Origin of the sequence: Arthrobacter sunyaminii (assembly GCF_018866305.1) — a bacterium.
Lineage (GTDB): Bacteria > Actinomycetota > Actinomycetes > Actinomycetales > Micrococcaceae > Arthrobacter_B > Arthrobacter_B sunyaminii.
The window spans coordinates 40,298-60,415 of sequence record NZ_CP076456.1 but is presented as its reverse complement, the minus strand read 5'-3'; the positions used below and the strand labels follow the sequence as shown (position 1 = coordinate 60,415).

The following is a 20,118-nucleotide window of genomic DNA, read 5'->3' as shown; positions in this document are numbered from 1 at the left end:
AATCCCAAAACGGAGGGTTTCCTGACGCGGGGCCTGGGGCGGCACTCCTTCTTGCCGCTTGCCCCTGTGCCGCCTACGGTGAGCGGATGGGATTCCAACTCAGCGGCGGGGATGCCCGGCGGATGCGGGTGCGGTCCCAGCTGCTGACCGGCTCGGACCTTTTGCCTGCCGGCGTCGTGCAGCGGGCGGTCGCGCTGCAGGGCCAGGATCTGCCCGCCGTCCTGCGCGCTGTGGCTCTGCGCTCAGAGCCGGGAACCACTGTGGCCGATGTGCGGGCCGCGTTCAACGACGGCGCACTCGTCCGCAGCTGGCCAATGCGGGGCACGCTGTTCGCCACGACGCCGGAGCATCTGGGCACGCTGCTGTTCTTCACCGCGGAGCGCATTCACCGGGCTACCGTGCGGCGCCGGGAGGAACTCGGGCTGGATGAGCGCACGGTTGGCCGCGCCCGGGATGTGCTGCTTGAAGCCCTCCAAATCCGTCCGCTGCGCCGGGCAGAAGTCCTGTCCCTGTGGGACGCGGCCGGCATCCCCACAGCCGGCGGCCCCGGGTATCACCTGCTGATGCATCTGGCCGTGGCCGGCCACGTGCACTGGGGACAGTTCCATCCGGACCGCCCCGAACAACTCCTCACCCTTTCCCCGGACCACTCGCCAGCGGATCCGGAGGCAGCGCTGGCCACAGTGGTCCGCGGGTTTGTCCTCGCCCGGGGACCGGTGACCGAGGCGGACCTGGCCTGGTGGGCCAAGCTTCCCCGGACTGTCCTGCGGCGTGCAGCCGCCGCAGTGGAGGACCTCACCACGGTGGAAGTGGACGGCACGCCTGCGTGGATCATCGGGGACCCGGACCTCCCAACGGTCACGGGAGCTGTGCTGCTGCCCGGGTTTGATGAGTGGATCCTGGGCTACACGGACCGTTCCCTGACAGCCAGCCCGGCAGTGTTCGAAGCGCTGGTACCGGGCCGCAACGGAATTTTCCGCCCGGCGGTGGTGGTGGACGGGGTCACCGTTGGCACCTGGCGGTTGCCTCGCTCCACGGCCAGGTCCGGGACGGAACCGGTGGTGGACCTGGTGGAGCGGATTCCGGCGGCGGCGCGGCGGGCAATTGACCAGGCGGTCGCCGCCTGGCCGCACGGTTAATCCTGCACACTGCCCGGTCGGTCAACGCCGATCGGCGCAGTTAGGCGGAGTCCCGCTGAACCAGGCTGACGGGCGGCAGTTCTTCAGCGGCCGTTTCTCCCAGCGCCATCTGTGCAAACCGCTTTCCCAACCGTGCGGCATCAAGCCGGACGGTCGTCAGCGGCGGCACGGCGAGGGACGCCAGCGGAATGTCCTCGGCACCAATGACCGCCAGGTCCCGCGGCGCCGTCCACCCGTGGACCGCTAATCCGGACAGCAGCGCAAACGCGTGATCGTCGTCGAACGCGCACACTGCGCTTACCGCCTCCGGGCCTTCGAGCCAGCGGGCTACGGCGGCAGCGGCATCGGCTGCATCCAGGTGAAGGTGCGCGACGGCGGGACGCGGCAGGCCAAGGACATCACAGGCATGCTCGATGGCGGCCAGGCGCACCTGCACGCGCCAGCCGTAGCCGGCACCCTCCGGTACGGCCACGCCGATCCGGCGGTGCCCGGCGTCGGCCAGGTACTGGACCTGCAGTGCGCCGATGCCCAGGTCCGGCCCGAGCGGATCATGCAGTGTCGAGTGCAGCGAGGCCACCCTGATCCCGGTGGCCTGCAGGGCAGCCAGCTCCGCGTCCTCCAGCGGGGTGATGAGGATCAGTGCCGCAGGAACCAGGGAATGCACCAGGGACACCGCACCTCCGCTCCGGGGCAGCCGGTGGGCCACCAGCCGCAGCCCGTGCTGCTCCAGGTACTCCGAGGCCGCGTCGATCACCATGGCCTGGGCCCGGCCCAGCGGTTCGGGCGGCAGCAGCATCAGGACCAAGGTGCTGCGGCCGCTGCGCAGCGTGCGGGCAGCGGCGGACGGGATGTACCCCAGATTCCGGGCGGCCGCCAGTACCTTGTCCCGGGTGGCGGCGGAGATGCTTTGCCCGCTGCGGCCGTTGAGCACGTAGCTGACCGTGGCCCGGGAAACGCCTGCTTCCCGGGCCACGTCAGAGGAGTTAGCCCTGCGCTCCACGAGCCGTCCTTTCCGCCGAAAATGTCTGCCTTATATCCGCCGGGTTTCTCCGGTACTCTGACATTACAGGCAACTTACACGTGTAAGCAGCACGGGATACCCCCGCGTTGACCGCCTGCAACCGCGGCCGTTACAGTCCGGCCGCCTCGGCAACGAAAGGACCGGTCCATGGCTAACTCGCCCATCACCGCCCAGAACACCGTCCAGCAGTGGCTCGACCACCCGGCAGGCGGACCCGCCATCCGCGGCATGCTCGCGCAGGCCGGCAGCGATGAGTCAACGCTGGGCCCGGCACTGACCCTGAAGCTGCAGCAGCTTGTCGACCTGAGCGGGGGCAAGTTCCCGCAGGCAGCCGTGGATGAACTCGTCAAGGCAGCCAACGGCGGCGTCATGCCCGAAACCGCCGAGACCGTCCTGCCGACCGTCGAAGGACGTTTCGAGGGCCGCACCGTCATCGTCACCGGCGCCGGTTCCGGCATTGGCCGCGCCACCGCCGGACGGATTGTCCGTGAAGGCGGCCGCGTCATCGCCGTCGACATTGCCGAGGTGAAGATCAAGGAGCTCGCCGCCGAGCTGGGCGACGCCATTGTTCCGGTTGCCGGAGACCTGACCGACCCCGCCGCCATCGACAGCATCATGGCCGCTGCCGGCACCAAGATTGACGGCCTGGCCAACGTGGCCGGCATCAATGACGATTTCTCGCCGCTGCACGAGGTCTCCGATGCCATGTGGCAGAAGATCTTCGCCGTCAACGTGGAGGGCCTGATGCGCCTGACCCGCGCCGTGCTGCCGACCATGCTCGAAGCGCACAAGGGCTCGATCGTGAACATCACCTCCGAGGCCGGCCTGCGCGGCTCGGCATCGGGTGTGGCCTACACGGCCTCCAAGCACGCGGTTGTGGGCATTACCCGCAGCACCGCGTTCATGTACGCCAAGGAAGGCATCCGCGTAAACGCAGTGGCTCCGGGCGGCGTGGCCACCGGCATCCCGATGGGCGGCAAGACCAGCGAGTACGGCGAAGCCCGCCTCGGCCCCGCCCGCATCAACATTCCGGGCCTGGCATCGGCTGAGGAGCTGGCAGCGTCCATCACGTTCCTGCTCAGCGATGACGGCGTGAATATCAACGGCGCCATCCTGCCCTCCGACGGCGGCTGGTCCGCGGTTTAACCCCAGCCGGTAATCCCGCACCTGCCGTCGAGAACGAAGGAGAAACCATGAAGTCTGTCCACGTCACCGGTCCGAACACCAACGAGTGGGTGGAGGTCGAGCGGCCCGTCACCGGTCCCCGCGATGTCCTGTTGAAGATGAAGGCCTGCGGGATCTGCGGCTCCGACGCGATGTACAGCCACGTCGGCGGCATTCCGCCCCGGCAGGGAGCCACCCCGCTGGGGCATGAGCCGGCCGCCGAAGTAGCGGAGGTCGGCGCCGACGTGACCGGGTTCGCCGTCGGCGACCACGTGGTCATCGACACCATGGCGTTTACCGACGGGCTGCTGGGCAGCGGCGGTGCGCAGGGCGGGTTGTCGGAATATGTCCTGGTGAAGGATGCCGAGCCGGGACGCCAGCTGCGGGTCATTCCCAGCGACATTCCGTGGGAAGTGGCTGCCCTGAACGAGCCGATGGCAGTGGCCTATCACGCGGTAAACCGCACCGATCCGAAGCCCGGCGACAAGGTTGTGGTATTCGGCGCCGGCCCCATCGGGCTCGGCGCCGTCCTCGGCTACCGCCGCCGGGGCGCCTCGCACATTGTGGTCGTGGACATCATTCCTTCCCGTCTGGAGAAGGCACTGGAGATCGGCGCGGACGCCGTCATCAACTCCGCCGAAGAGGACGTGGCGGCCCGCCTGGTTGAACTGCACGGTGACGGGGCCACCATGCTGGTCCGCGGCACCCGATCCGGAACCGACATCTTCCTCGACGCCGCCGGGGCACCCGTGATCCCCCAGACGGTCGGCAATGTGGCGAAGTCCGGTGCGGTCCTGGGCGTCGTGGCGGTGCACAAGAAGCCCGTGGAGCTGGATTTTGGTTCCATCCTCACCACCGAGCTCACCATCGTCTTCGCGATGGGCTACCCCACGGAGATCTTCGAGGTTACCGACGACATCATCGAGAACTGGGAGAAGTACAAGCTGATCATCAGCGACGTTCTTCCCTTCGACCGTTCCCTTGAAGCCCTGGAACTGGCGAAGACCCCGGGGGCGGCAGACAAGGTGGTGGTGAGGTTCGACTGAGTCCGGGCGCCGTCAGAAACGGTAAACGGCCAGCTCGTCCGCCGGCTCGAAGCCCTGCCGGGCATAGAAGGACTTCGACGCCGGTGACGGCGAGGTGACGATCCGCGCCGCCCCGATCCGGCGCGAATAGTCGACGGCCGCAGCCACCAGCGCCCCGCCCACCCCGGCGTTCCGGTGCGCCGGCAGCACGAAGACGTTGGCAAGGTAGACCCACCCGGACAGCGGCTTTCCCGGCTTCGGCATCCGCTCGAACACCATCAGGTTCAGCATCCCGATCAGGGAGCCGGCCGGACTTTCGGCGACGAAGAATGTTCGCGGGTTCGTGGCCAGCCAGTCCCCGAAGGCACTGGCAAAGTCCGGGTCCACGGGGACATCCAGTCCGGCTTCGGCGGTCCACACCGTCCGCAGCCGCGCCAGTTCGGGGATGTCCTGCGGTGTTCCTTCGCGGATCATGCGCCCCACCCTACAACGACGGCGGCCGCACCTTCACGGGGAAGGTGCGGCCGCCGTCGTTATGCGGTGTTGTGCCTTAGGCTCCGGAAACTCCGGCGGCCAGCATGTTCAGGGAGTCTTCGAGCTCGTCCTTGGACACCATCGGGAAGGACACCTTCTTCAGCGTCTCCTTGTCGGTGACGTGGGACCAGTCATAGGTCAGCGTGACCTCGGTGGAGTCCGAACCGTGCGGCTCGAGTTCCCAGACCCACTGCCAGCCCATGGGCTCGGTGCCGGCCACAGCCGTCTGCCAGGCCAGGAGCTTGTTGTGGTCATACCCGGTGACGTGGTTGTCCGTCTGGTAATCACCCATTTTGGAATTGTTCATGTTCATGGTGAAAACCTGCCCAGACTTGGTGATGCGGTCGGTTTTCTCGTCTGAAACCACCATGCCGGAACCGTCCAGCTCGTGGTGGCGCGCCGGGTTGGACAGGAGGTTGAAGATGTCGTTGGCTGGGGCATCAATAACTCGCGAAACAGTGATGCTCTTATGATCAGTGGTCAATGAACTCTCCTTCAATAGATGGATCGTACGTACCCGCAGGCTCAGTCCGCGGTTTGTTCCGAGGCTTCCTGCAGTTCCCAGCCCGTAATGTACGGCGGATCCTGCCCCTCGTCCCGGGTATATTGCCGGCAGCGGATCCGTTCGTCCTGGAGCCACTGCCGGAAACCGGCCTGCGTTGATCCCAGCGACGCTACCCGGTCCAGCACGTCGATGGCTAACTGGAACCGGTCAATCTGGTTGAGCATGGCCATGTCGAAGGGTGTGGTGGTGGTGCCCTCCTCCTTGTAGCCGCGAACGTGCAGATTGCCGTGATTGGTGCGCCGGTACGTGAGCCGGTGGATCAGCCAGGGATAGCCGTGGTAGGCGAAAATGACGGGCCGGTCCTTGGTGAACAGGGTGTCAAAATCCCTGTCAGAGAGCCCGTGCGGGTGCTCTCCGGGGTCCTGCAGCCGCATCAGGTCCACCACGTTTACCACCCTGATTTTCAGGTCCGGCAGCTGCTTCTTCAGCAGGCCGGCCGCGGCCACGGTTTCCAGGGTGGGTACGTCGCCGGCGCAGGCCAGCACGACGTCGGGATCGGTTTTGGTGCCGGGTCCTGCGGTTTCGCTGCCGGCGAAGTCCCAGATGCCCACACCGCGCTCCACATGCAGCTGGGCGTCCACCGGATTCAGCCAGGCGGGCGTGGGCTGCTTGCCGGACACCACCACATTCACCCGGTCCCGGGTGCCAAGGATGTGCTCGGTCACGGCGAGCATGGTGTTCACGTCCGGCGGCAGGTACACCCGGATGACTTCGGCCTTCTTGTTCACCACGTGGTCGATGAAGCCGGGATCCTGATGCGAGAAGCCGTTGTGGTCCTGCTGCCAAACGTGGCTGGAGAGCAGGTAGTTCAACGAGGCAATGGGCTGGCGCCAGGACAGGCTGCGGCTGACTTTCAACCATTTGGCGTGCTGGTTGAACATGGAATCGACAATGTGGACAAAGGCTTCGTAGCAGTTGAAGACGCCGTGCCGGCCGGTGAGCAAGTATCCCTCCAGCCAGCCTTCGCACAGGTGCTCGGAGAGAACTTCGGCCACCCGGCCGCTGCGGGCCAGGTGCTCGTCAATCTCGTCGATGCGCTGCTGCCATGCCTTGTCCGTGACCTCATAGACGGCCTGCAGCCGGTTGGACGCGGTCTCATCCGGGCCGAAAATACGGAAGTTGGACGGATTCAGCGAGATCACGTCGCGCAGGTATCCGCCGGCGGTAATCATCGGCGAGATCCGCTTGGTTCCGGGGTTTTCCACGTCCACGGCATGGTCCGCGTACGCCGGCAGCTTGAGGTCCTGCAGCAGCCTCCCGCCGTTGGCGTACGGGGTGGCACTCATCCGCACGTTGCCTTCCGGGGCCAGGGCTGCGATTTCGGGCCGCAGCCGGCCGGCGTCGTCGAACAGTTCTTCCGGACGGTAGGAACGCATCCACTCCTCAAGCTGCGCCAGATGTTCCGGGTTGTCGTGGATGCCGGACAGCGGCACCTGGTGCGCCCGCCAGGTGCCCTCCACCTGCAGACCGTCCACCACGGCGGGTCCGGTCCAGCCCTTGGGCGAACGGAAGATGATCATGGGCCAGCGCGGGGCGTGTTCGTTCCGCACATCTCGGGAGTCATCGGTATCCGGGGCGTCGGCAGGCACTGCCACCCGCTCGCCGCTGCGGTAGGGTGCCTGGATCTCGTCAATTTCGGCCAGGCAGGCTTCCAGTGCTGCGGCAAAATCGACGTGCGCCTGCGCCGTGGCCGAGGGATCCTCCACGGTGACCAGGTAGGGGTGGTAGCCGTAGCCTTCCATCAGCTTCACCAGCTGCTCCTCGGGCATGCGCGAGAGGATGGTGGGGTTCGCGATTTTGTAGCCGTTCAAATGCAGGATCGGCAGTACGGCGCCGTCCACGGCCGGGTCCAGGAAGCTGTTGGAATGCCAGCTGGCGGCCAGCGGCCCGGTTTCGGCCTCGCCGTCGCCGATCACCGTGGCGGCGATCAGGTTCGGGTTGTCGAACACCGCGCCGTAGGCGTGTGCCAGCGAATAGCCCAGCTCGCCTCCCTCGTGGATGGACCCGGGGGTTTCAGGAGCCGCATGGCTGGGAACACCGCCGGGGTAGGAGAACTGTCGAAAGAGCGTCTGCAGCCCGGCCTCGTCCTGTCCCACGTGGCTGTAGATCTCCGAGTAGGTGCCCTCGAGCCAGGCGTTGGCGACGTTGGCAGGCCCGCCGTGCCCGGGTCCGGTGATGAAGAGGACCTCACGGTGCTGGTCGCGGATCACCCGGTTAAGGTGCGCGTAAAAGAAGTTCAGCCCGGGAGTGGTGCCCCAGTGTCCCAGCAGCCGGGCTTTGACGTCCTCCTTTTCCAGCGGGCGGCGCAGCAGCGGATTGTTCCGCAGATAGATCTGCCCGGCGGAGAGGTAGTTAGCGGCGCGCCACCAGGTGTCCACATCCTTGAGGGTGTCGCTGAGCGGCTGGTCCGGTGCAACGGGTGCGGCAGTCATGCAGGCCTCCTGGGGTTGGGAACGGCTGAATGTCGGGACAGACTCATCAGGGGATTTCGACGACGACGTCGGAGGGTTTCTTGTCCGGGCGCAGTCCGCGCCAGGCGGGGTGGCGGAGCTTGCCGGTGGCGGTGCGTTCGGAATAGGTCACTTCACCCACCAGGACGGGACGGACCCATTGGGCGTCGGAGGCGTCCGCGTGGGGAACTCCCTCCAACGGGGGTGTCTTGCGGGCCAGTTTTTTCAGTTTCCCGCCCACCAGGGCCAGATCTTTCTCGCTCAGGCCCGATCCAACCCGGCCAATGTAGGTCAGCTCATGACCGTCCGGAACGGCCACCAGCAGCGAACCGATTTTGGATGCCCGGTTGCCCTTGCCCGGGCGCCAGCCCACAATCACCACTTCCTGGGTGAAGGAATTCTTGAGTTTGATCCAGCTCTTGGACCGCCGGCCGGGGGAATAGGTGCTGGTTCGCCGCTTGGCCATGACTCCTTCAAGGCCGAGCTCCCTGCTCGCCTCCACGGCCTCATCCATGGACATCTCCAGCGCCGGCGGCACCTGAACGTGGCCGTCCTCCCCCGCCGGTTCCACTGCGGATTCCAGGATCTCCCGCCGCTGCGAGTACGGCAGCTCCATCAGCGAGTTTCCGTCCAGCCACAACAGGTCAAAGATCATCAGGTGAACCGGGGTGCGGGCGGCGGCGGCCTCTATGTCGCGGCGCTTGGTCAGGTGCATGCGCGGCTGGAGCAGCCCGAAGTCCGGCCGGCCCGACTTGTTGATGGCCACGATTTCCCCGTCCAGGACCGCGCGTTCCCCGTTCAGATGCCGCCCCAGTTCCTGCAGTTCGGGATAGGCGGCGGTCATGTCATTGCCGTTGCGGCTGATCAGCCGGGTTCCCTCCGGCGTCACATCCACCACCGCTCGGACGCCGTCCCACTTCATTTCAAAGGCCCATTCGTCGTCTTCGTTGACGTCCGCGCGGGTTCCGAGGGTGGCCAGCATAGGTTCCACGGCGGGCATGCCGTGTTCCCCGGCGTCCGCCGCAACGGCCTTGGCTGTCCCGGCGGTGTCCGGAAGGGTTTTGGCCCCTGGAGGCGGCGCTGCGGCGGCGGCTGCCACGGTTTCGACGGGCGAATCTTCCGCCTCGTCGGCATCCCTGGCCTTCGGATCACCCTTGTCCGCGTTGTCCGCTTTGTTGGCTTTGTCCGCCTCATCGGGAGTATCGGGAATGTCGGGAGTGTCCGCCGGATCCCGCGGCTCAGGCTGGTGCTTCATGAGATGGATCAGCCAGTTGTTGGCCCCGCCCTTGCCTCCGGTGTGGATCAGGGCGAAGCGGCGGTCCGCGCTGCCTTCGGAGGCAAGGCCGCCGTCGGGCTGGCCGTGCAGCACGGCAATGACCTCCTTGCCGTCACGCCATTTTTCCGGTTCATAGGTTCCGTGGTCCCAGATCCGCACCTCGCCGGCGCCGTACTCCCCCTTGGGGATGGTCCCCGCAAAGCTGCCGTAGTCCAGCGGATGATCCTCAGTCTGGACTGCCAGATGGTTCTGGTCCGGGGAATCCGGCGGTCCCTTGGGCAGCGCCCAGGAGACCAGGACGCCGTCATGTTCCAGCCGGAAGTCCCAGTGCAGCCGCCGGGCGTGGTGCTCCTGGATGACAAAGCTGTTGCCTTCGGAGGGCTCCGCGGGTTCGGCCGGAACAGGTTCCGGGGTTTTAGCGGCGTCGCGCATGCTGCGGTACTTACTGAGCCGGTCCGCAGGTCCCGCGCCGGTTCCTTCCGAGCCGGCGTCCTCCAGTGCCTCGGCGTCCAGTTCCCCGGAGCCGGAGTCCATGCCGGTTAGCGGATCCCCGTCCTCGGCCAGCCGCTGCATCACCTGTTCGTAGTCCAGCTGGGCGAGGTCCGGATCCTCGAGCTCTTCCCAGGTGCGCGGCGCCGCCACCGTGGGCGTGAACCGGCCGCGCAGCGAATAGGGGCAGATGGTGGTTTTGTTGCCGTTGTTCTGGCTCCAGTCCAGCAGGACCTTGCCGGTCCGCAGGGACTTTTTCATGTCGGACACGATCAGGTCCGGATGGTCCGCTTCCAGTGCCCGCGCGAGTTCGTGTGCGACGGCGCTCACCTCGTCCGAGGTCTGCATCCCGTCCAGTGCGGCATACAGATGGATGCCCTTGGAACCGCTGGTGACCGGGCGGGCGTCCAGTCCCATGTCGGAGAGGATGTCCCGGGCCAGGCGGGCCACCTCGGCACACTGCGCCAGGTCCACGCCCTCCCCCGGATCCAGATCCAGCACCAGGCGGTCCGGATTATTGATCTTGCCGCGCGGGCCAAACCGCCACTGCGGCACATGGATTTCCAGGGCCGCGCTTTGGGCCAGCCAGGTCAATGTCGCCAGGTCGTTGACCAGCGGATAAATGTTGGTGCCGCTTTTGTGTTCAATCGGAAACCTCTTCACCCACGTGGGAGCTGAGGTCTCAATGTTTTTCTGAAAGAAGACCTGCCCCGGATCTCCGGGCACTCCCACTCCGTGGACCCAGCGCTTGCGGGTGGCCGGACGGTCCCGGGAATGCGGCAGCAGCGCCTCGGCGACGGCGGCGTAATAGGACAGCACGTCGGCCTTGGTGGTTCCGGTTTCCGGATACAACACCTTGTCCAAATTGGTCAGCCGGAGGCGGTGGCCGTCCACGTTCACAGTTTCCTGCTGCTTCAGACCCGCTCCGCTGCTCGCCATGGTCCCTAGTCTTACCGGGATGGGCACGCAATTTCCAGTATTTGTGAGCCTGCTGGGCAGATTACGCCAACGGCGTTCCGGAGCCACTGCTCAGCGTCGGAAGAACTGTGTACGTTGGGAAAATGACTCAGTCACAGCGGGTTTTGGTAACAGGCGCCACGGGCTACATTGGCGGGCGGCTGGTGCCGCTGCTGCTGCAGGACGGCCACAAGGTGCGGGTCCTGGTGCGTTCCCCGGAGAAACTGGACGACGTTCCGTGGCACGACGACGTCGAGATCATCCAGGGTGACCTCGCGGACAAGGATTCCGTCGCCGAGGCCATGCAGGGCATCGATACCGTCTACTTCCTGGTGCATTCCATGGCCTCGGGCAAGGGCTTCGCCAGCCAGGAGGAACGGATCGCGCACATTGTTGCGGACGCCGCGGCCGAGGCGGGGGTGCAGCGGATCGTGTATCTGGGCGGACTGCATCCGGAAGGTGAGCTGTCCCCGCACATGCGCTCCCGCACCGAGGTGGGACGGATCCTCCTTGAGGGCAAGGTTCCCGCGGTTGTCTACCAGGCCGGCGTGGTGATCGGTTCCGGTTCGGCGTCGTTTGAAATGATCCGGCACCTGACCGAAACCCTGCCGGTCATGCCGGCTCCGAGTTGGGTGCGGCGGAAAATCGAACCCATCGCCATCCGCGACGTCCTGCACTATCTGGTCCGCGCCGTCGACCTCCCCGCCGAGGTGAACCGCACCTTCGATATCGGCTCCCGCGAGGTCCTGACCTATGCGGAGATCATGAACGGCTACGCGGAAGAGGCCGGCCTGCCTCGGCGGCGGATCTATGCCCTGCCGCTGCCCGCGCCCCGGCTCGCCGGCATGTGGGTGGCCCTGGTGACCCCGATTCCGAGGTCCATGTCGCTGCCGCTGGTGGAATCCCTGCAGCACGACGCCGTGTCCAAGGAACACGACATTGACCAGTTTGTGGCGGAGCCCGACGGCGGCCGCACCGGGTACCAGGAAGCGGTCAAGCGGGCGCTGGGCAAGGAAAAGCGCGGCGAGGTGGAAACCACATGGGCCAGCGCGTCGCCGTCGGCCGATGATGCGTCCTCACCGCTGCCGACTGACCCGAACTGGGCCGGGCAGACGGTCTATGTGGACTCCCGGCAGCGCCGTTCCTCGGTGGCTCCCGAGCATGTGTGGAAGGTGATTGAGGGAATCGGCGGCAAGAACGGCTGGTATTCGCTGCCGATGGCCTGGGCCATCCGCGGCGTGCTGGACAAAACCGTGGGCGGCGCCGGTCTGACCCGCGGCCGCCGCAATCCCACCACCCTGTTCACCGGGGACGTGGTGGACTGGTGGCGGGTGGAACTGCTGGAGCGCGGCAGCCTGCTGCGGCTGCGCGCCGAAATGCGGGTGCCGGGCAAGGCCTGGCTGGAACTGCGGGTGGATCCCGACGGCGGCGGCAGCCTGTACCGGCAGCGCGCCATTTACTTTCCCAAAGGACTGGCCGGGAAACTCTACTGGTGGCTCATTGCCCCGTTCCACGGCCTGATCTTCCCGTCCATGGCCAAGAACATCATCAAGAACGCGTCCAAGCTCGCCCAGGAAAGCTGAGTCAGCCCTCCACGCGCAGCCCGATGTTGGCGGCCAGCAGCGGGGCCAGCATCATTAGCTGCCCGTCATCGATCGTGGCGCCGTGTAATCCGGCCAGGTACGTGATGGACCGCAGCTCCGTGCTGCGCAGGTCCACGTCCTGCAGCACCGCTCCAGTGAGGCTCAGGGCACCGATCCTGCAGTCGCGGAACGCCGTCCGGGTGGCGTGGACGCCGTCCAGGTCCAGTTCCTCGATGGTGCAGCCGGTGAACAGGACGTCGGTGAGCTTGGAGTTGCGCAGGTTCACATAATCCAGTTTGCCGCCGTCCACGTGCACGGAGTTCCAGCCGTTGTCATACAGTTCCGCCGATCCAAGCCGGCTGCCCTCCAGGACCACGTCGCGGAAGGTGGACCGCGGAGCACGGAACACCGGTGCATACAGGCCGGAGGACCGGCATTCCAGGAACCGGGCGCCGCGCAGCGCGGTGTCCGTCATGGTCACCGCACTGAACTCACACTCCAAAAAGGTGCTGCCCTGCAGATCCGCGCCGTCGAAGGACACGCCGTCAAAACGCAGGCCTTCAAAGGTTCCGGCGTCTTCCGGCGCCGGTGCTTCTTCAAGACCCTGCAGCGAAACGGGGTCCACAGCAGGTTGCTTGGTTTTTCCGGATCCGGATTTGCGGACGGGCGGGCGCCGGCCTGCCGGAGCCACGCCTACTTGCGCCGGCCGAAGATGAAGTAGGACAGCGGGCCGATGAAGTTCACGGCGCAGGCTGCGGACCACAGCGCCCGGGAACCGCGGACTTCGGAAGCGGGCCGGCGCCAGATGTCCGCCAGTGCCAGGCCGGCGAGGGCAAACTGCACGGTGGCGGAAACGCCCACCAGCTTCTTCTGCCGGCTGGTGAGGTCCTTGAGGGATTTCTTCGTGGCCATGGTGTTCCCGTTTCAGTTGATGATGGGTATTCCTCCCATCTTTCCAGCAAACCCGGCTGCAGCCACGGGCCGCCCGGGGCCCGCGTGTCCTGTCGACCGGGAAGCCGTGCTCACAACGCGGAGTGGGACCCCAGGCGGTGGTAGGTGCGGTTGTGATAGACCAGCGGGGCATCAGGTTCGCCGGAGGCAAGAATATTCAGGACCTCCGCAGTCACCAGCACAGAGGATCCGACGGCGGTGCGGCTCAGGACGCGGGCACGCAGGGCATGTGGTGCATCCATGAGAAGCGGCTCGCCGGTGGGCAGATTCTCCCAGGCCAGCTCCGGGGTGAACCTGTCCGTTCCGGGCCGGGAAAACAGAGAGGCCAGCGGAGCGTTGCGTGCCCCCAGGAGATGCACCACCACGGTGTCAGCGGCGGCAATGACACCGGCTGATCCCTGAGCTGACGCCAGTGAGAAGACCAGAATGGGCGGGTCTGCGGAGACGGAGGACACGGACGAAGCAGTCAATCCGACCGGCCCGGCGTCGCCATACGCGGTAATAACGGCAACTCCGGCCGGATGGGCGCGGAAGGCGTCCTTGAAATGGTCTGTCAGCATGAGTCAACGCTAGAACCTCAACTATGGTTGAGGTCAAATCGGCGGCCGGTACGCGCTGTCGGGCCGCCCGCTAAAACTCGAAGGCGCGGGCGCCGGTTCCCCGGTCGGCTGACGCATCGTCTGGATTGACGAAGCGGCACTCGGCCAGCGAGAGGCAGCCACACCCGATGCATCCGCCGAGCCGGTCCCGCAGAGCCTCGAGGGAATGGATCCGCGCGTCCAGGTCCTGCCGCCAGGCAGAGGACAGCCTCTGCCAGTCGCTCTGGTCCGGCACGGCGTCCTTGGGCAGTTCATCCAGTGCCCGTGCAATGGCGGACAGCGGAATGCCTGCACGCTGCGCCGCGCGGATGACTGCCACCCGGCGCAGGACCGAGCGGTCGAATCGGCGCTGGTTCCCCGCGGTTCGGCGGCTGCTGATCAGCCCCTGCCGCTCATAGAAGTGCAGGGCTGAAACACTCACCCCGCTGCGTTCAGCCATCTGGCCCACCGTCAGTTCGGACCGCCGTGCTGCTTCCCCGCCGGTTGATGCTTCCCTGCCCACAGCCGCTCCCTCCGTTGCGGGTTCCATTATCCGCCCTGGTCTGGCGGTCCGCACCCGGCAGGGCGTGGTTTTGCGGTCCGGCTCTGGCGGTCCGCACCCGGAGGTGTGAGAGTGGCGCTCTGACCATGTGCCAACGCCAACCCCAGAGAGGCCAACTTGTTCCCCGCAGCTCCTGATGCCGCAGGCACCCTGGTTTTCCTGCAGGGCACCGGCAATCCTGATCCTGTCCCCGCCGAAACCATTCGCTGGATGCTTGCCCAAGATCCGGCGCTGGAAGGCTATGCGGTCCTGGATGTTGCGTGGGCAGCCGGTGCCGCCCCGGACATCAGCGTGGTTTCCGCGCTCCCGCCGCGTTACCAGCCGGCAACGGCCGCGACCCCGACGGAACTCACCTCAGCGGAACGCGGGTTGGCCTTGGCCGGGTTGGACCTTCTCAATGCTCCGCCGCTCCACCGCCTCCCGGACACCGCCGCAGCTGGAGTCCAAACCGGAACAGAGGAGAACAACGTTGCCGCAGTCAACGCCGCGGAAGAAAACCTGCTGGGCAGCAGCCTGGAGCGGCTAACCCTGAACCTGATCACCGACGTCGCAATCCGCCGCCGCGTGCCGCTGACAGATGCAGCATCGGATTTTTCCCGCAGCATCATCTACTACCTGCGCCGGGGCGCCGAGGCCCGCACCGCCGTCACGCACGCCCTGCGGATGGCGAACCAGGACGCCCCCGTGATCCTCTTCGGGCACAGCCTCGGCGGAGTGGCCGCCGTGGACCTGGTCTCCGATCCCGGGTGGAAAGCTGAAGGCATTCGGCTGGACCTGCTCGTCACCGCCGGTTCCCAAAGTCCCTGGCTCTATCTGCTGGGCGGACTCGCACATTTGGCACCGGGCGGACCGGGTACGCTGCCGGCACCCTGGCTCAACTTTTGGGATGAACGTGATCTGCTGTCCTTCTGCAGCGAACGGGTCTTTGCCGGACGCGGTGACCGGATCATCGATCAGGAAGTTCAGTCCGGAGAGCCGTTTCCCGGTTCGCACAGTGCCTATTTTGCCAATCCCGACGTATACCGGGCCATCGGAACCTACCGGGCCATCGGAACCGAATTAAAGCTGGGCTGAGCGCTCCGCGGCACTCTGGTCGAGGCCCCCGGGTTGGTGTTCACTGGGAGACATGAGAGCCATTTGGAAGGGTGCCATAGCCTTTGGGCTGGTCAATGTGCCAGTGAAGGTTTATGCCGCCACCGAGAACCACGACGTCAGCCTGCACCAGGTCCACGAGAAGGACGGCGGACGCATCCGCTACCAGCGCCGCTGCGAAATCTGCGGCGAGGTAGTGGAATACAAGGACATTGCCAAGGCGTACGACGACGGCGAGCAAACGGTGGTTCTCAGCGATGAGGAACTGGCTTCCCTGCCGGTGGAGAAGAGCCGGGAGATCGACGTCGTCGAATTTGTGCCCAGCGAGCAGGTGGACCCCATCCTCTTCGACAAGACGTACTATTTGGAGCCCGATTCGAAATCAACCAAGTCGTACGTGCTGCTGCGCCGGACCCTGGAGGACACTGACCGCACGGCCATCGTGCAGTTTTCGCTCCGGCAAAAGAGCAGGCTGGGTGCGCTGAGGGTCCGCGGCGACGTGCTGACCCTGCAAACCCTGCTGTGGGAGGACGAAGTCCGGGAAGCTACCTTTCCGTCACTGGATGAGAAGGTCCGGATCAGCGCCAAGGAACTGGAGATGTCTTCAACCCTGGTGGAGTCCTTCAGCTCGGACTTCAACCCGGCCGAGTTCACTGACGACTATCAGGAGCAGCTGAAAACGCTGATCGAAGCAAAGCTGGAAAAGGGCGAAGCCCTGGATACCGAAGAGACTTTCGGGACCGAAACCGAAGAGGACGGCGGAAAAGTCCTGGACCTTATGGAAGCCCTGCGGCGCAGCGTGGAAAAAAACCGCGACAAGAAATCATCCGGGTCAGGGTCCAAGCCCTCAGGTTCCGGAACGCGTTCCTCTACCCGCACCCAAAAAGATGACGCCAAGCCTGCGGAAAAGAAACCCGCACGCAAGGCTCCGGCCAAAACCAGGAAGGGTGCCTAAACCATGGCGCTGACAAACTTTTTCCGGGACCGCAACGGACGCATCCGAATTGTCGAAGTCCCCAACCTGCCCGTCCTCGCGTGGGCAGGTCTCGGCGCGGCATCCATGATGGCCCTGACACCGAAGTATCAGGAAATTCTGGGGTCCCTCAGCAAAGGTTCCCTGATCCTCTGGGCATCGCTGGAGGCAGCACGGGGGAACAGCCCGTTCCGCCGCACACTAGGCATGGCCGCCCTGGCCCGCGAGGTCCTGCCCCGCCGCTAACGGGTGGCTCGGCTGTGGGTTCTTACCGGGGCTATTGCCGGTAACCTTCCACTTCCCCCACCGGCCGCACCGTCGCGTCGTCCGGGTTTTCCCCGGCGTCCAGACGGGCGCGGCGCTGCCGCAGCAGGTCCCAGCACTGGTCCAGCTGCTCTTCAAGCAGGCGCAGCTGCTCCAGCCGATCTTCGGGGTGATCGTCGGCCTGGGAATCCCGCAGCCCCTGTTCCTTCTCCACGAGTTCTGAAATGCGGTGCTGAATTTCGGTAACGTCCATGTCCCTACGCTAACCATCCGGCCGACCGGTGACCATAACGTTGGGGAGGATAGACATGACGGGCGCATTGGCAGATGCCCGGCGAGGGGAGCGTCAGCGCGGGAGCAGCTGTCTCAGGAACCGGGAAAACCCGTCGGGGGCACGGCCGTCCCTGCGACCGGAGGTAACAACCCGGGTTTGGTCGGTGGCAATCCACGGTGTGCCCGTGTCCTTGATCCGGGCCACCAGATCCACATCCTCATGGGCGGCCAGCGCGGAAAACCCGCCCGCACGGAGATACGCCGTCAGGGAGAACCCCAGGTTCGCGCCGTGGATGTAGGGGTGCCCCTCGGCCAGAACATGCTGTCCCTGCCACTCCGCCAGCTCCGCAGCACTGAGATCCGCCGCAGCGGGAACCACGGTGCCCAGGACCAGGCCGTAGCCAACGGCGGCAAGCCGATACTGTCGGATGAGCCAGTCCGGCCGAACCACCGTGTCGGCGTCGGTGGAGGAAATCCAGAGTCCGGACCGCTGCGGAAGGGCGGCAATGCCGGCTGCCCGGGCAGCGCCGACCAGGCCGAAGGAACCGGCCACCATCCTCAGGTCCAGCTCCGAAGCCCACCGGGACTGCAGCCCGGCCACCACATCCGCAGATCCGTCCGTGCAGGAATCGAGCACCACCGTGACTGAAGCCCCGATGCCGCACTGTTCCCCCGCCGCGCGCATGGCAGCACCCACCGATGCCAGAGACTCGGGCAGGAGCTGCTCTTCGTTGCGGGCCGGAATCACAACGGCCAAATGTTCGGGTGCGGGCATCCGCTAAGGCGCCTCAGTGCGGGCCAGCACGTCAATTCGGAAGTCCTGCTCTCGGTGTTCCGCGATGATCTGCAGGCCGCTCCGTGCCCGGAAAGCTTCGTGGACCTGGTCGCCGGTCAGCTCCCAGCCCTCGTTTGGATGGCGCCAGTGACACAGCAGGACCACGCCGTCGTCCGTCAGGGATTCACTGGTGCGCTCGATGAGTTCCTCGAGCGCACTGTGCTGGAGGAAATACCCGATCTCCGAAACAACCACCAGGTCATAGCGGCCCGGGGGCCAGTCCTGCGGCACGGTCCCCTGTTCCAGGCGCACGTGGCCGGCCGATGCCAGCCGCTGCCGGGCCAGTTCGAGTGCACGGTCGCTGATGTCCGTCGCCAGCACGGCATCAGCGCGGCCCGCCAGTTCCCGGGTGAAAACCCCGATGGAACAGCCGGGTTCAAAAACCGCTGAGAAATGCGGGCGCGGAAGCATGGCCAGACACAGCGCGCGTTTGCGGTGCTCGTAGAAACTGTCCTCAAAGTGCCAGGGATCAGAGCTGCTCTGATACAGATCCTCAAAGACTTCGCGGGGCGGACGCGGGGTGGACAGCGCAAACGACTCAAAGCTGCGTTCAAAGTGGGCCAGCACGGCAGGGCTGAGCAGTGCTTCGTCTCCCGGCTCCGGCGAGAGGGGCCGCACCTGGGTGACATGCGCGTCCATCGCCCGTTTCTTGGCGGCGGCAGCGTCACCGAGAGGCAGCAGCACCAGGTTTTCCGGGACATCTCCCGGCTGGCCCCAATGCCACAGCCATATCGGATATTCCAGCAGCGGAAGGCCCATGGTTCGGGCAAGGGCGGCCGCCGCCTGCCCGGCGGTGTCATGGTCGGTGTGTCCGTCGCTGCGCCAGGGCGCGGCCAGAACCGTGCTTTCCTTAGCGGCGGAGCCCACGATGGCAGCCAGCGCGGCGTCGAGTTCGCTCCGGTGCCGGGCCAGTCCGCCGTCGGGCAGGTCCAGGAAGTGCACGGTGGCCCCGGGTGCCAGAAGTGCGACGGCGTCGCGCAGTTCAACCCGCCGGACGCGTGCCAGCTGCTCGGCAGAGAAAGTGGGAGAGTCCGGATGGGAAGCCTCGCCGGCCGTTGCCACCACCACGTCGACGGCGATACCGCGGGCAGCCGTCAGCGCGATGAGTCCACCGGCTCCGAGGGTTTCATCATCCGGATGGGCGGCCAGGACCACGAGCCGGCCGGTTCCGTGCGGCCAGAGCCGGGCCGGGTCAAGGTGGCTGCGGCCTTCAACCGCTGAAAGCCACCGGGCTTCGGGGACGGAGTCGTCCAGGTGGCTGAAGCTCACCACGGGATCTCCCCGCCCTGCAGCAGCGACCGGCCCAGGGCGGCGTAGTCGCGCTCCGCGTGGTGCTGGCGAAGGTAAATCCGAAGGTCTGCGGTGCGCCGGGCGTGATCTTCTTCCAGCGCCAGCGGCCCAGGACCCAGTCCGTGGTCCGCCAGCATGAGGACCTCTTCCGCGGCATCGGCCACGATGCCCCGGACCCGCTGCGCCAGCATGGCGCCGTCGCGACCGGCAGCGTCACCGGCGTCGACCCGGGCGGCGGCGTCGTCCAGTACGGCTCGGGCTGCCTGCAGCCGGGCGTCAGCCTTGCCGAGCAGCGAATGGGCAATCTGGTCCGGTTCGCGTTCCGCGGCAGCCCGGAACATGCGCCGGGCCACTGCTGCTGCTCCCCCGTACCAGCAGGCCGCCACTCCCATTCCGCCCCAGGCAAAGCCGGGCCGCTCGAGGTACCAGTTGTCTGCACCCACGGGGCGGGCGGATGCACGCTGGAAATCCACCGGTCCGCTGTCGACATCGGCCAGTCCCCGGCTCACCCATGTTTCCGGCACGGGTGTAACTGCCGGTTGACGCAGGTCCACGGCGAAAGCGCGACGGCGGCCGTTGCCGGTGTGGGCGGTAACCACAGCGTGGTCGAGGCGGGCTGCGAGGGAACACCAGGGCTTGCGCCCGGACAGCTCCCATCCATCCGGGCCAGGGGTAGCCGTGACGGCCATGCCGGGCCCTTCGGCGGCAAATACTCCCCAGGTTCCGGGCTCAGCGCTGATTCCGGCCTGGTCCAGGATGGCCAGGGCATCCAGGTGCGGCTCTATTGACCGGGCAGCCGTGAGGTCGGCTGCAGCAACGGTGGCCAGGATGGACCACAGTGTTTTGGTCCGCCCCTGACCGGGGAACGGGGCAGCTACTGCAATGTCGCGGGCCAGACGCAGCCCGGCGTCGGCGCTGCCGTGGACTGCCGACGCCTTTCGGGCGAGGTCCGGAAGGTCCGGCACCTCCTGTGATCCGAAAGCCTGCTCGGCTGCGGGGTTGGCTGTGATGTCCACCGTTTCCTTACTCCCAGGAACGGTTTCCAGCCTGTCCATGGTGCGTTGTAGAGGTTTGTCCCCAGTCTGCCAGTTTCAGGA

20 protein-coding genes are annotated in these 20,118 nt (G+C 66.2%); 7 read left to right on the top strand and 13 right to left on the bottom strand.

Features of this window, described 5'->3' with window-relative positions:
- The first annotated feature begins 86 nt into the window (after positions 1-86).
- Positions 87-1,139 carry a DNA glycosylase AlkZ-like family protein gene (locus KG104_RS00300; RefSeq protein ID WP_207348127.1) on the top strand — a complete coding sequence of 351 codons (1,053 nt, stop codon included), beginning with the start codon at positions 87-89 and terminating at the stop codon, positions 1,137-1,139.
- A 40-nt stretch (positions 1,140-1,179) separates the two neighbouring features.
- Here KG104_RS00300 and KG104_RS00295 read toward each other — a convergent pair whose 3' ends face one another.
- On the bottom strand, positions 1,180-2,139 hold the full coding sequence (locus KG104_RS00295; RefSeq protein ID WP_104053522.1) for a LacI family DNA-binding transcriptional regulator: 960 nt from the start codon (positions 2,137-2,139) through the stop codon (positions 1,180-1,182).
- A gap of 168 nt (positions 2,140-2,307) precedes the next feature.
- Here KG104_RS00295 and KG104_RS00290 point away from each other — a divergent pair, with 168 nt between their 5' ends.
- Both KG104_RS00290 and KG104_RS00285 read left to right on the top strand, forming a co-directional pair.
- A complete protein-coding gene (locus KG104_RS00290) occupies positions 2,308-3,306 on the top strand; it encodes an SDR family NAD(P)-dependent oxidoreductase (protein WP_104053521.1) in 999 nt (332 codons plus the stop codon).
- A 47-nt stretch (positions 3,307-3,353) separates the two neighbouring features.
- Positions 3,354-4,370 (top strand): zinc-dependent alcohol dehydrogenase, encoded by a 1,017-nt coding sequence (locus tag KG104_RS00285; protein ID WP_104159980.1) that lies wholly within the window; start codon positions 3,354-3,356, stop codon positions 4,368-4,370.
- Positions 4,371-4,382: 12 nt separating this feature from the next.
- Here the strand turns inward: KG104_RS00285 and KG104_RS00280 are convergent, their stop codons facing one another.
- From KG104_RS00280 to KG104_RS00265, 4 genes are all read right to left on the bottom strand, one after another.
- A complete protein-coding gene (locus KG104_RS00280; RefSeq protein WP_104159981.1) occupies positions 4,383-4,823 on the bottom strand; it encodes a GNAT family N-acetyltransferase in 441 nt (146 codons plus the stop codon).
- 76 nt (positions 4,824-4,899) lie between these two features.
- On the bottom strand, positions 4,900-5,367 hold the full coding sequence (locus KG104_RS00275; RefSeq protein ID WP_104053518.1) for an SRPBCC family protein: 468 nt from the start codon (positions 5,365-5,367) through the stop codon (positions 4,900-4,902).
- A gap of 41 nt (positions 5,368-5,408) precedes the next feature.
- Positions 5,409-7,880, bottom strand: a complete 2,472-nt coding sequence (locus KG104_RS00270; RefSeq protein ID WP_207348128.1) for a phosphoketolase family protein — start codon at positions 7,878-7,880, stop codon at positions 5,409-5,411.
- Positions 7,881-7,926: 46 nt separating this feature from the next.
- Positions 7,927-10,602 (bottom strand): ATP-dependent DNA ligase, encoded by a 2,676-nt coding sequence (locus KG104_RS00265; RefSeq protein ID WP_207348129.1) that lies wholly within the window; start codon positions 10,600-10,602, stop codon positions 7,927-7,929.
- Between the two features lie 122 nt (positions 10,603-10,724).
- On the opposite strand from KG104_RS00265, the gene KG104_RS00260 reads away from it, so the two are divergent.
- Positions 10,725-12,203, top strand: coding sequence for an SDR family oxidoreductase (locus KG104_RS00260; RefSeq protein WP_207348130.1), 1,479 nt, complete (start codon positions 10,725-10,727; stop codon positions 12,201-12,203).
- A gap of 1 nt (position 12,204) precedes the next feature.
- Here KG104_RS00260 and KG104_RS00255 read toward each other — a convergent pair whose 3' ends face one another.
- The 4 genes from KG104_RS00255 to soxR form a co-directional block, all read right to left on the bottom strand.
- On the bottom strand, positions 12,205-12,828 hold the full coding sequence (locus tag KG104_RS00255) for a pentapeptide repeat-containing protein (RefSeq protein ID WP_237688636.1): 624 nt from the start codon (positions 12,826-12,828) through the stop codon (positions 12,205-12,207).
- A gap of 68 nt (positions 12,829-12,896) precedes the next feature.
- Positions 12,897-13,115 carry a PLD nuclease N-terminal domain-containing protein gene (locus tag KG104_RS00250; RefSeq protein WP_104159986.1) on the bottom strand — a complete coding sequence of 73 codons (219 nt, stop codon included), beginning with the start codon at positions 13,113-13,115 and terminating at the stop codon, positions 12,897-12,899.
- Positions 13,116-13,225: 110 nt separating this feature from the next.
- Complete coding sequence (locus KG104_RS00245) at positions 13,226-13,714, bottom strand: flavin reductase family protein (protein ID WP_104053512.1); 489 nt, start codon at positions 13,712-13,714, stop codon at positions 13,226-13,228.
- Positions 13,715-13,784: 70 nt separating this feature from the next.
- On the bottom strand, positions 13,785-14,282 hold the full coding sequence (soxR, locus tag KG104_RS00240; protein ID WP_207348132.1) for a redox-sensitive transcriptional activator SoxR: 498 nt from the start codon (positions 14,280-14,282) through the stop codon (positions 13,785-13,787).
- Between the two features lie 129 nt (positions 14,283-14,411).
- Here soxR and KG104_RS00235 point away from each other — a divergent pair, with 129 nt between their 5' ends.
- The 3 genes from KG104_RS00235 to KG104_RS00225 are packed head-to-tail and all read left to right on the top strand — an operon-like array spanning position 14,412 to position 16,605.
- Entirely contained in the window at positions 14,412-15,368 is a 957-nt protein-coding gene (locus KG104_RS00235) for a hypothetical protein (protein WP_207348133.1), read from the top strand.
- 52 nt (positions 15,369-15,420) lie between these two features.
- On the top strand, positions 15,421-16,341 hold the full coding sequence (ku, locus tag KG104_RS00230; RefSeq protein WP_207348134.1) for a non-homologous end joining protein Ku: 921 nt from the start codon (positions 15,421-15,423) through the stop codon (positions 16,339-16,341).
- A gap of 3 nt (positions 16,342-16,344) precedes the next feature.
- Positions 16,345-16,605 carry a hypothetical protein gene (locus KG104_RS00225; RefSeq protein WP_207348135.1) on the top strand — a complete coding sequence of 87 codons (261 nt, stop codon included), beginning with the start codon at positions 16,345-16,347 and terminating at the stop codon, positions 16,603-16,605.
- 31 nt (positions 16,606-16,636) lie between these two features.
- Here the strand turns inward: KG104_RS00225 and KG104_RS00220 are convergent, their stop codons facing one another.
- The 4 genes from KG104_RS00220 to KG104_RS00205 all read right to left on the bottom strand — a co-directional run bounded on the left by KG104_RS00220 (position 16,637) and on the right by KG104_RS00205 (position 20,037).
- The gene (locus tag KG104_RS00220) at positions 16,637-16,876 is read right to left on the bottom strand and encodes a DUF2630 family protein (RefSeq protein WP_104053507.1); all 240 of its coding nucleotides are present in this window, start codon (positions 16,874-16,876) and stop codon (positions 16,637-16,639) included.
- Between the two features lie 93 nt (positions 16,877-16,969).
- On the bottom strand, positions 16,970-17,671 hold the full coding sequence (locus KG104_RS00215) for a glycosyltransferase family 2 protein (RefSeq protein ID WP_207348136.1): 702 nt from the start codon (positions 17,669-17,671) through the stop codon (positions 16,970-16,972).
- A gap of 3 nt (positions 17,672-17,674) precedes the next feature.
- The gene (locus tag KG104_RS00210) at positions 17,675-19,000 is read right to left on the bottom strand and encodes a PIG-L family deacetylase (RefSeq protein WP_237688635.1); all 1,326 of its coding nucleotides are present in this window, start codon (positions 18,998-19,000) and stop codon (positions 17,675-17,677) included.
- Complete coding sequence (locus KG104_RS00205) at positions 18,997-20,037, bottom strand: acyl-CoA dehydrogenase family protein (RefSeq protein ID WP_104159992.1); 1,041 nt, start codon at positions 20,035-20,037, stop codon at positions 18,997-18,999. Before KG104_RS00205 ends, KG104_RS00210 begins: the two co-directional genes overlap by 4 nt.
- Positions 20,038-20,118: the final 81 nt, after the last annotated feature.

What these genes read in the sequence shown, in the direction of transcription:
- KG104_RS00300 (WP_207348127.1), top strand. Translation starts at nt 87, where the DNA reads ATGGGATTCCAACTCAGCGGCGGGGATGCCCGGCGGATGCGGGTGCGG.
- KG104_RS00290 (WP_104053521.1), top strand. Translation starts at nt 2,308, where the DNA reads ATGGCTAACTCGCCCATCACCGCCCAGAACACCGTCCAGCAGTGGCTC.
- KG104_RS00285 (WP_104159980.1), top strand. Translation starts at nt 3,354, where the DNA reads ATGAAGTCTGTCCACGTCACCGGTCCGAACACCAACGAGTGGGTGGAG.
- KG104_RS00280 (WP_104159981.1), bottom strand. Translation starts at nt 4,823, where the DNA reads ATGATCCGCGAAGGAACACCGCAGGACATCCCCGAACTGGCGCGGCTG.
- KG104_RS00270 (WP_207348128.1), bottom strand. Translation starts at nt 7,880, where the DNA reads ATGACTGCCGCACCCGTTGCACCGGACCAGCCGCTCAGCGACACCCTC.
- KG104_RS00265 (WP_207348129.1), bottom strand. Translation starts at nt 10,602, where the DNA reads ATGGCGAGCAGCGGAGCGGGTCTGAAGCAGCAGGAAACTGTGAACGTG.
- KG104_RS00260 (WP_207348130.1), top strand. Translation starts at nt 10,725, where the DNA reads ATGACTCAGTCACAGCGGGTTTTGGTAACAGGCGCCACGGGCTACATT.
- KG104_RS00250 (WP_104159986.1), bottom strand. Translation starts at nt 13,115, where the DNA reads ATGGCCACGAAGAAATCCCTCAAGGACCTCACCAGCCGGCAGAAGAAG.
- KG104_RS00245 (WP_104053512.1), bottom strand. Translation starts at nt 13,714, where the DNA reads ATGCTGACAGACCATTTCAAGGACGCCTTCCGCGCCCATCCGGCCGGA.
- soxR (WP_207348132.1), bottom strand. Translation starts at nt 14,282, where the DNA reads ATGGAACCCGCAACGGAGGGAGCGGCTGTGGGCAGGGAAGCATCAACC.
- ku (WP_207348134.1), top strand. Translation starts at nt 15,421, where the DNA reads ATGAGAGCCATTTGGAAGGGTGCCATAGCCTTTGGGCTGGTCAATGTG.
- KG104_RS00225 (WP_207348135.1), top strand. Translation starts at nt 16,345, where the DNA reads ATGGCGCTGACAAACTTTTTCCGGGACCGCAACGGACGCATCCGAATT.
- KG104_RS00220 (WP_104053507.1), bottom strand. Translation starts at nt 16,876, where the DNA reads ATGGACGTTACCGAAATTCAGCACCGCATTTCAGAACTCGTGGAGAAG.
- KG104_RS00215 (WP_207348136.1), bottom strand. Translation starts at nt 17,671, where the DNA reads ATGCCCGCACCCGAACATTTGGCCGTTGTGATTCCGGCCCGCAACGAA.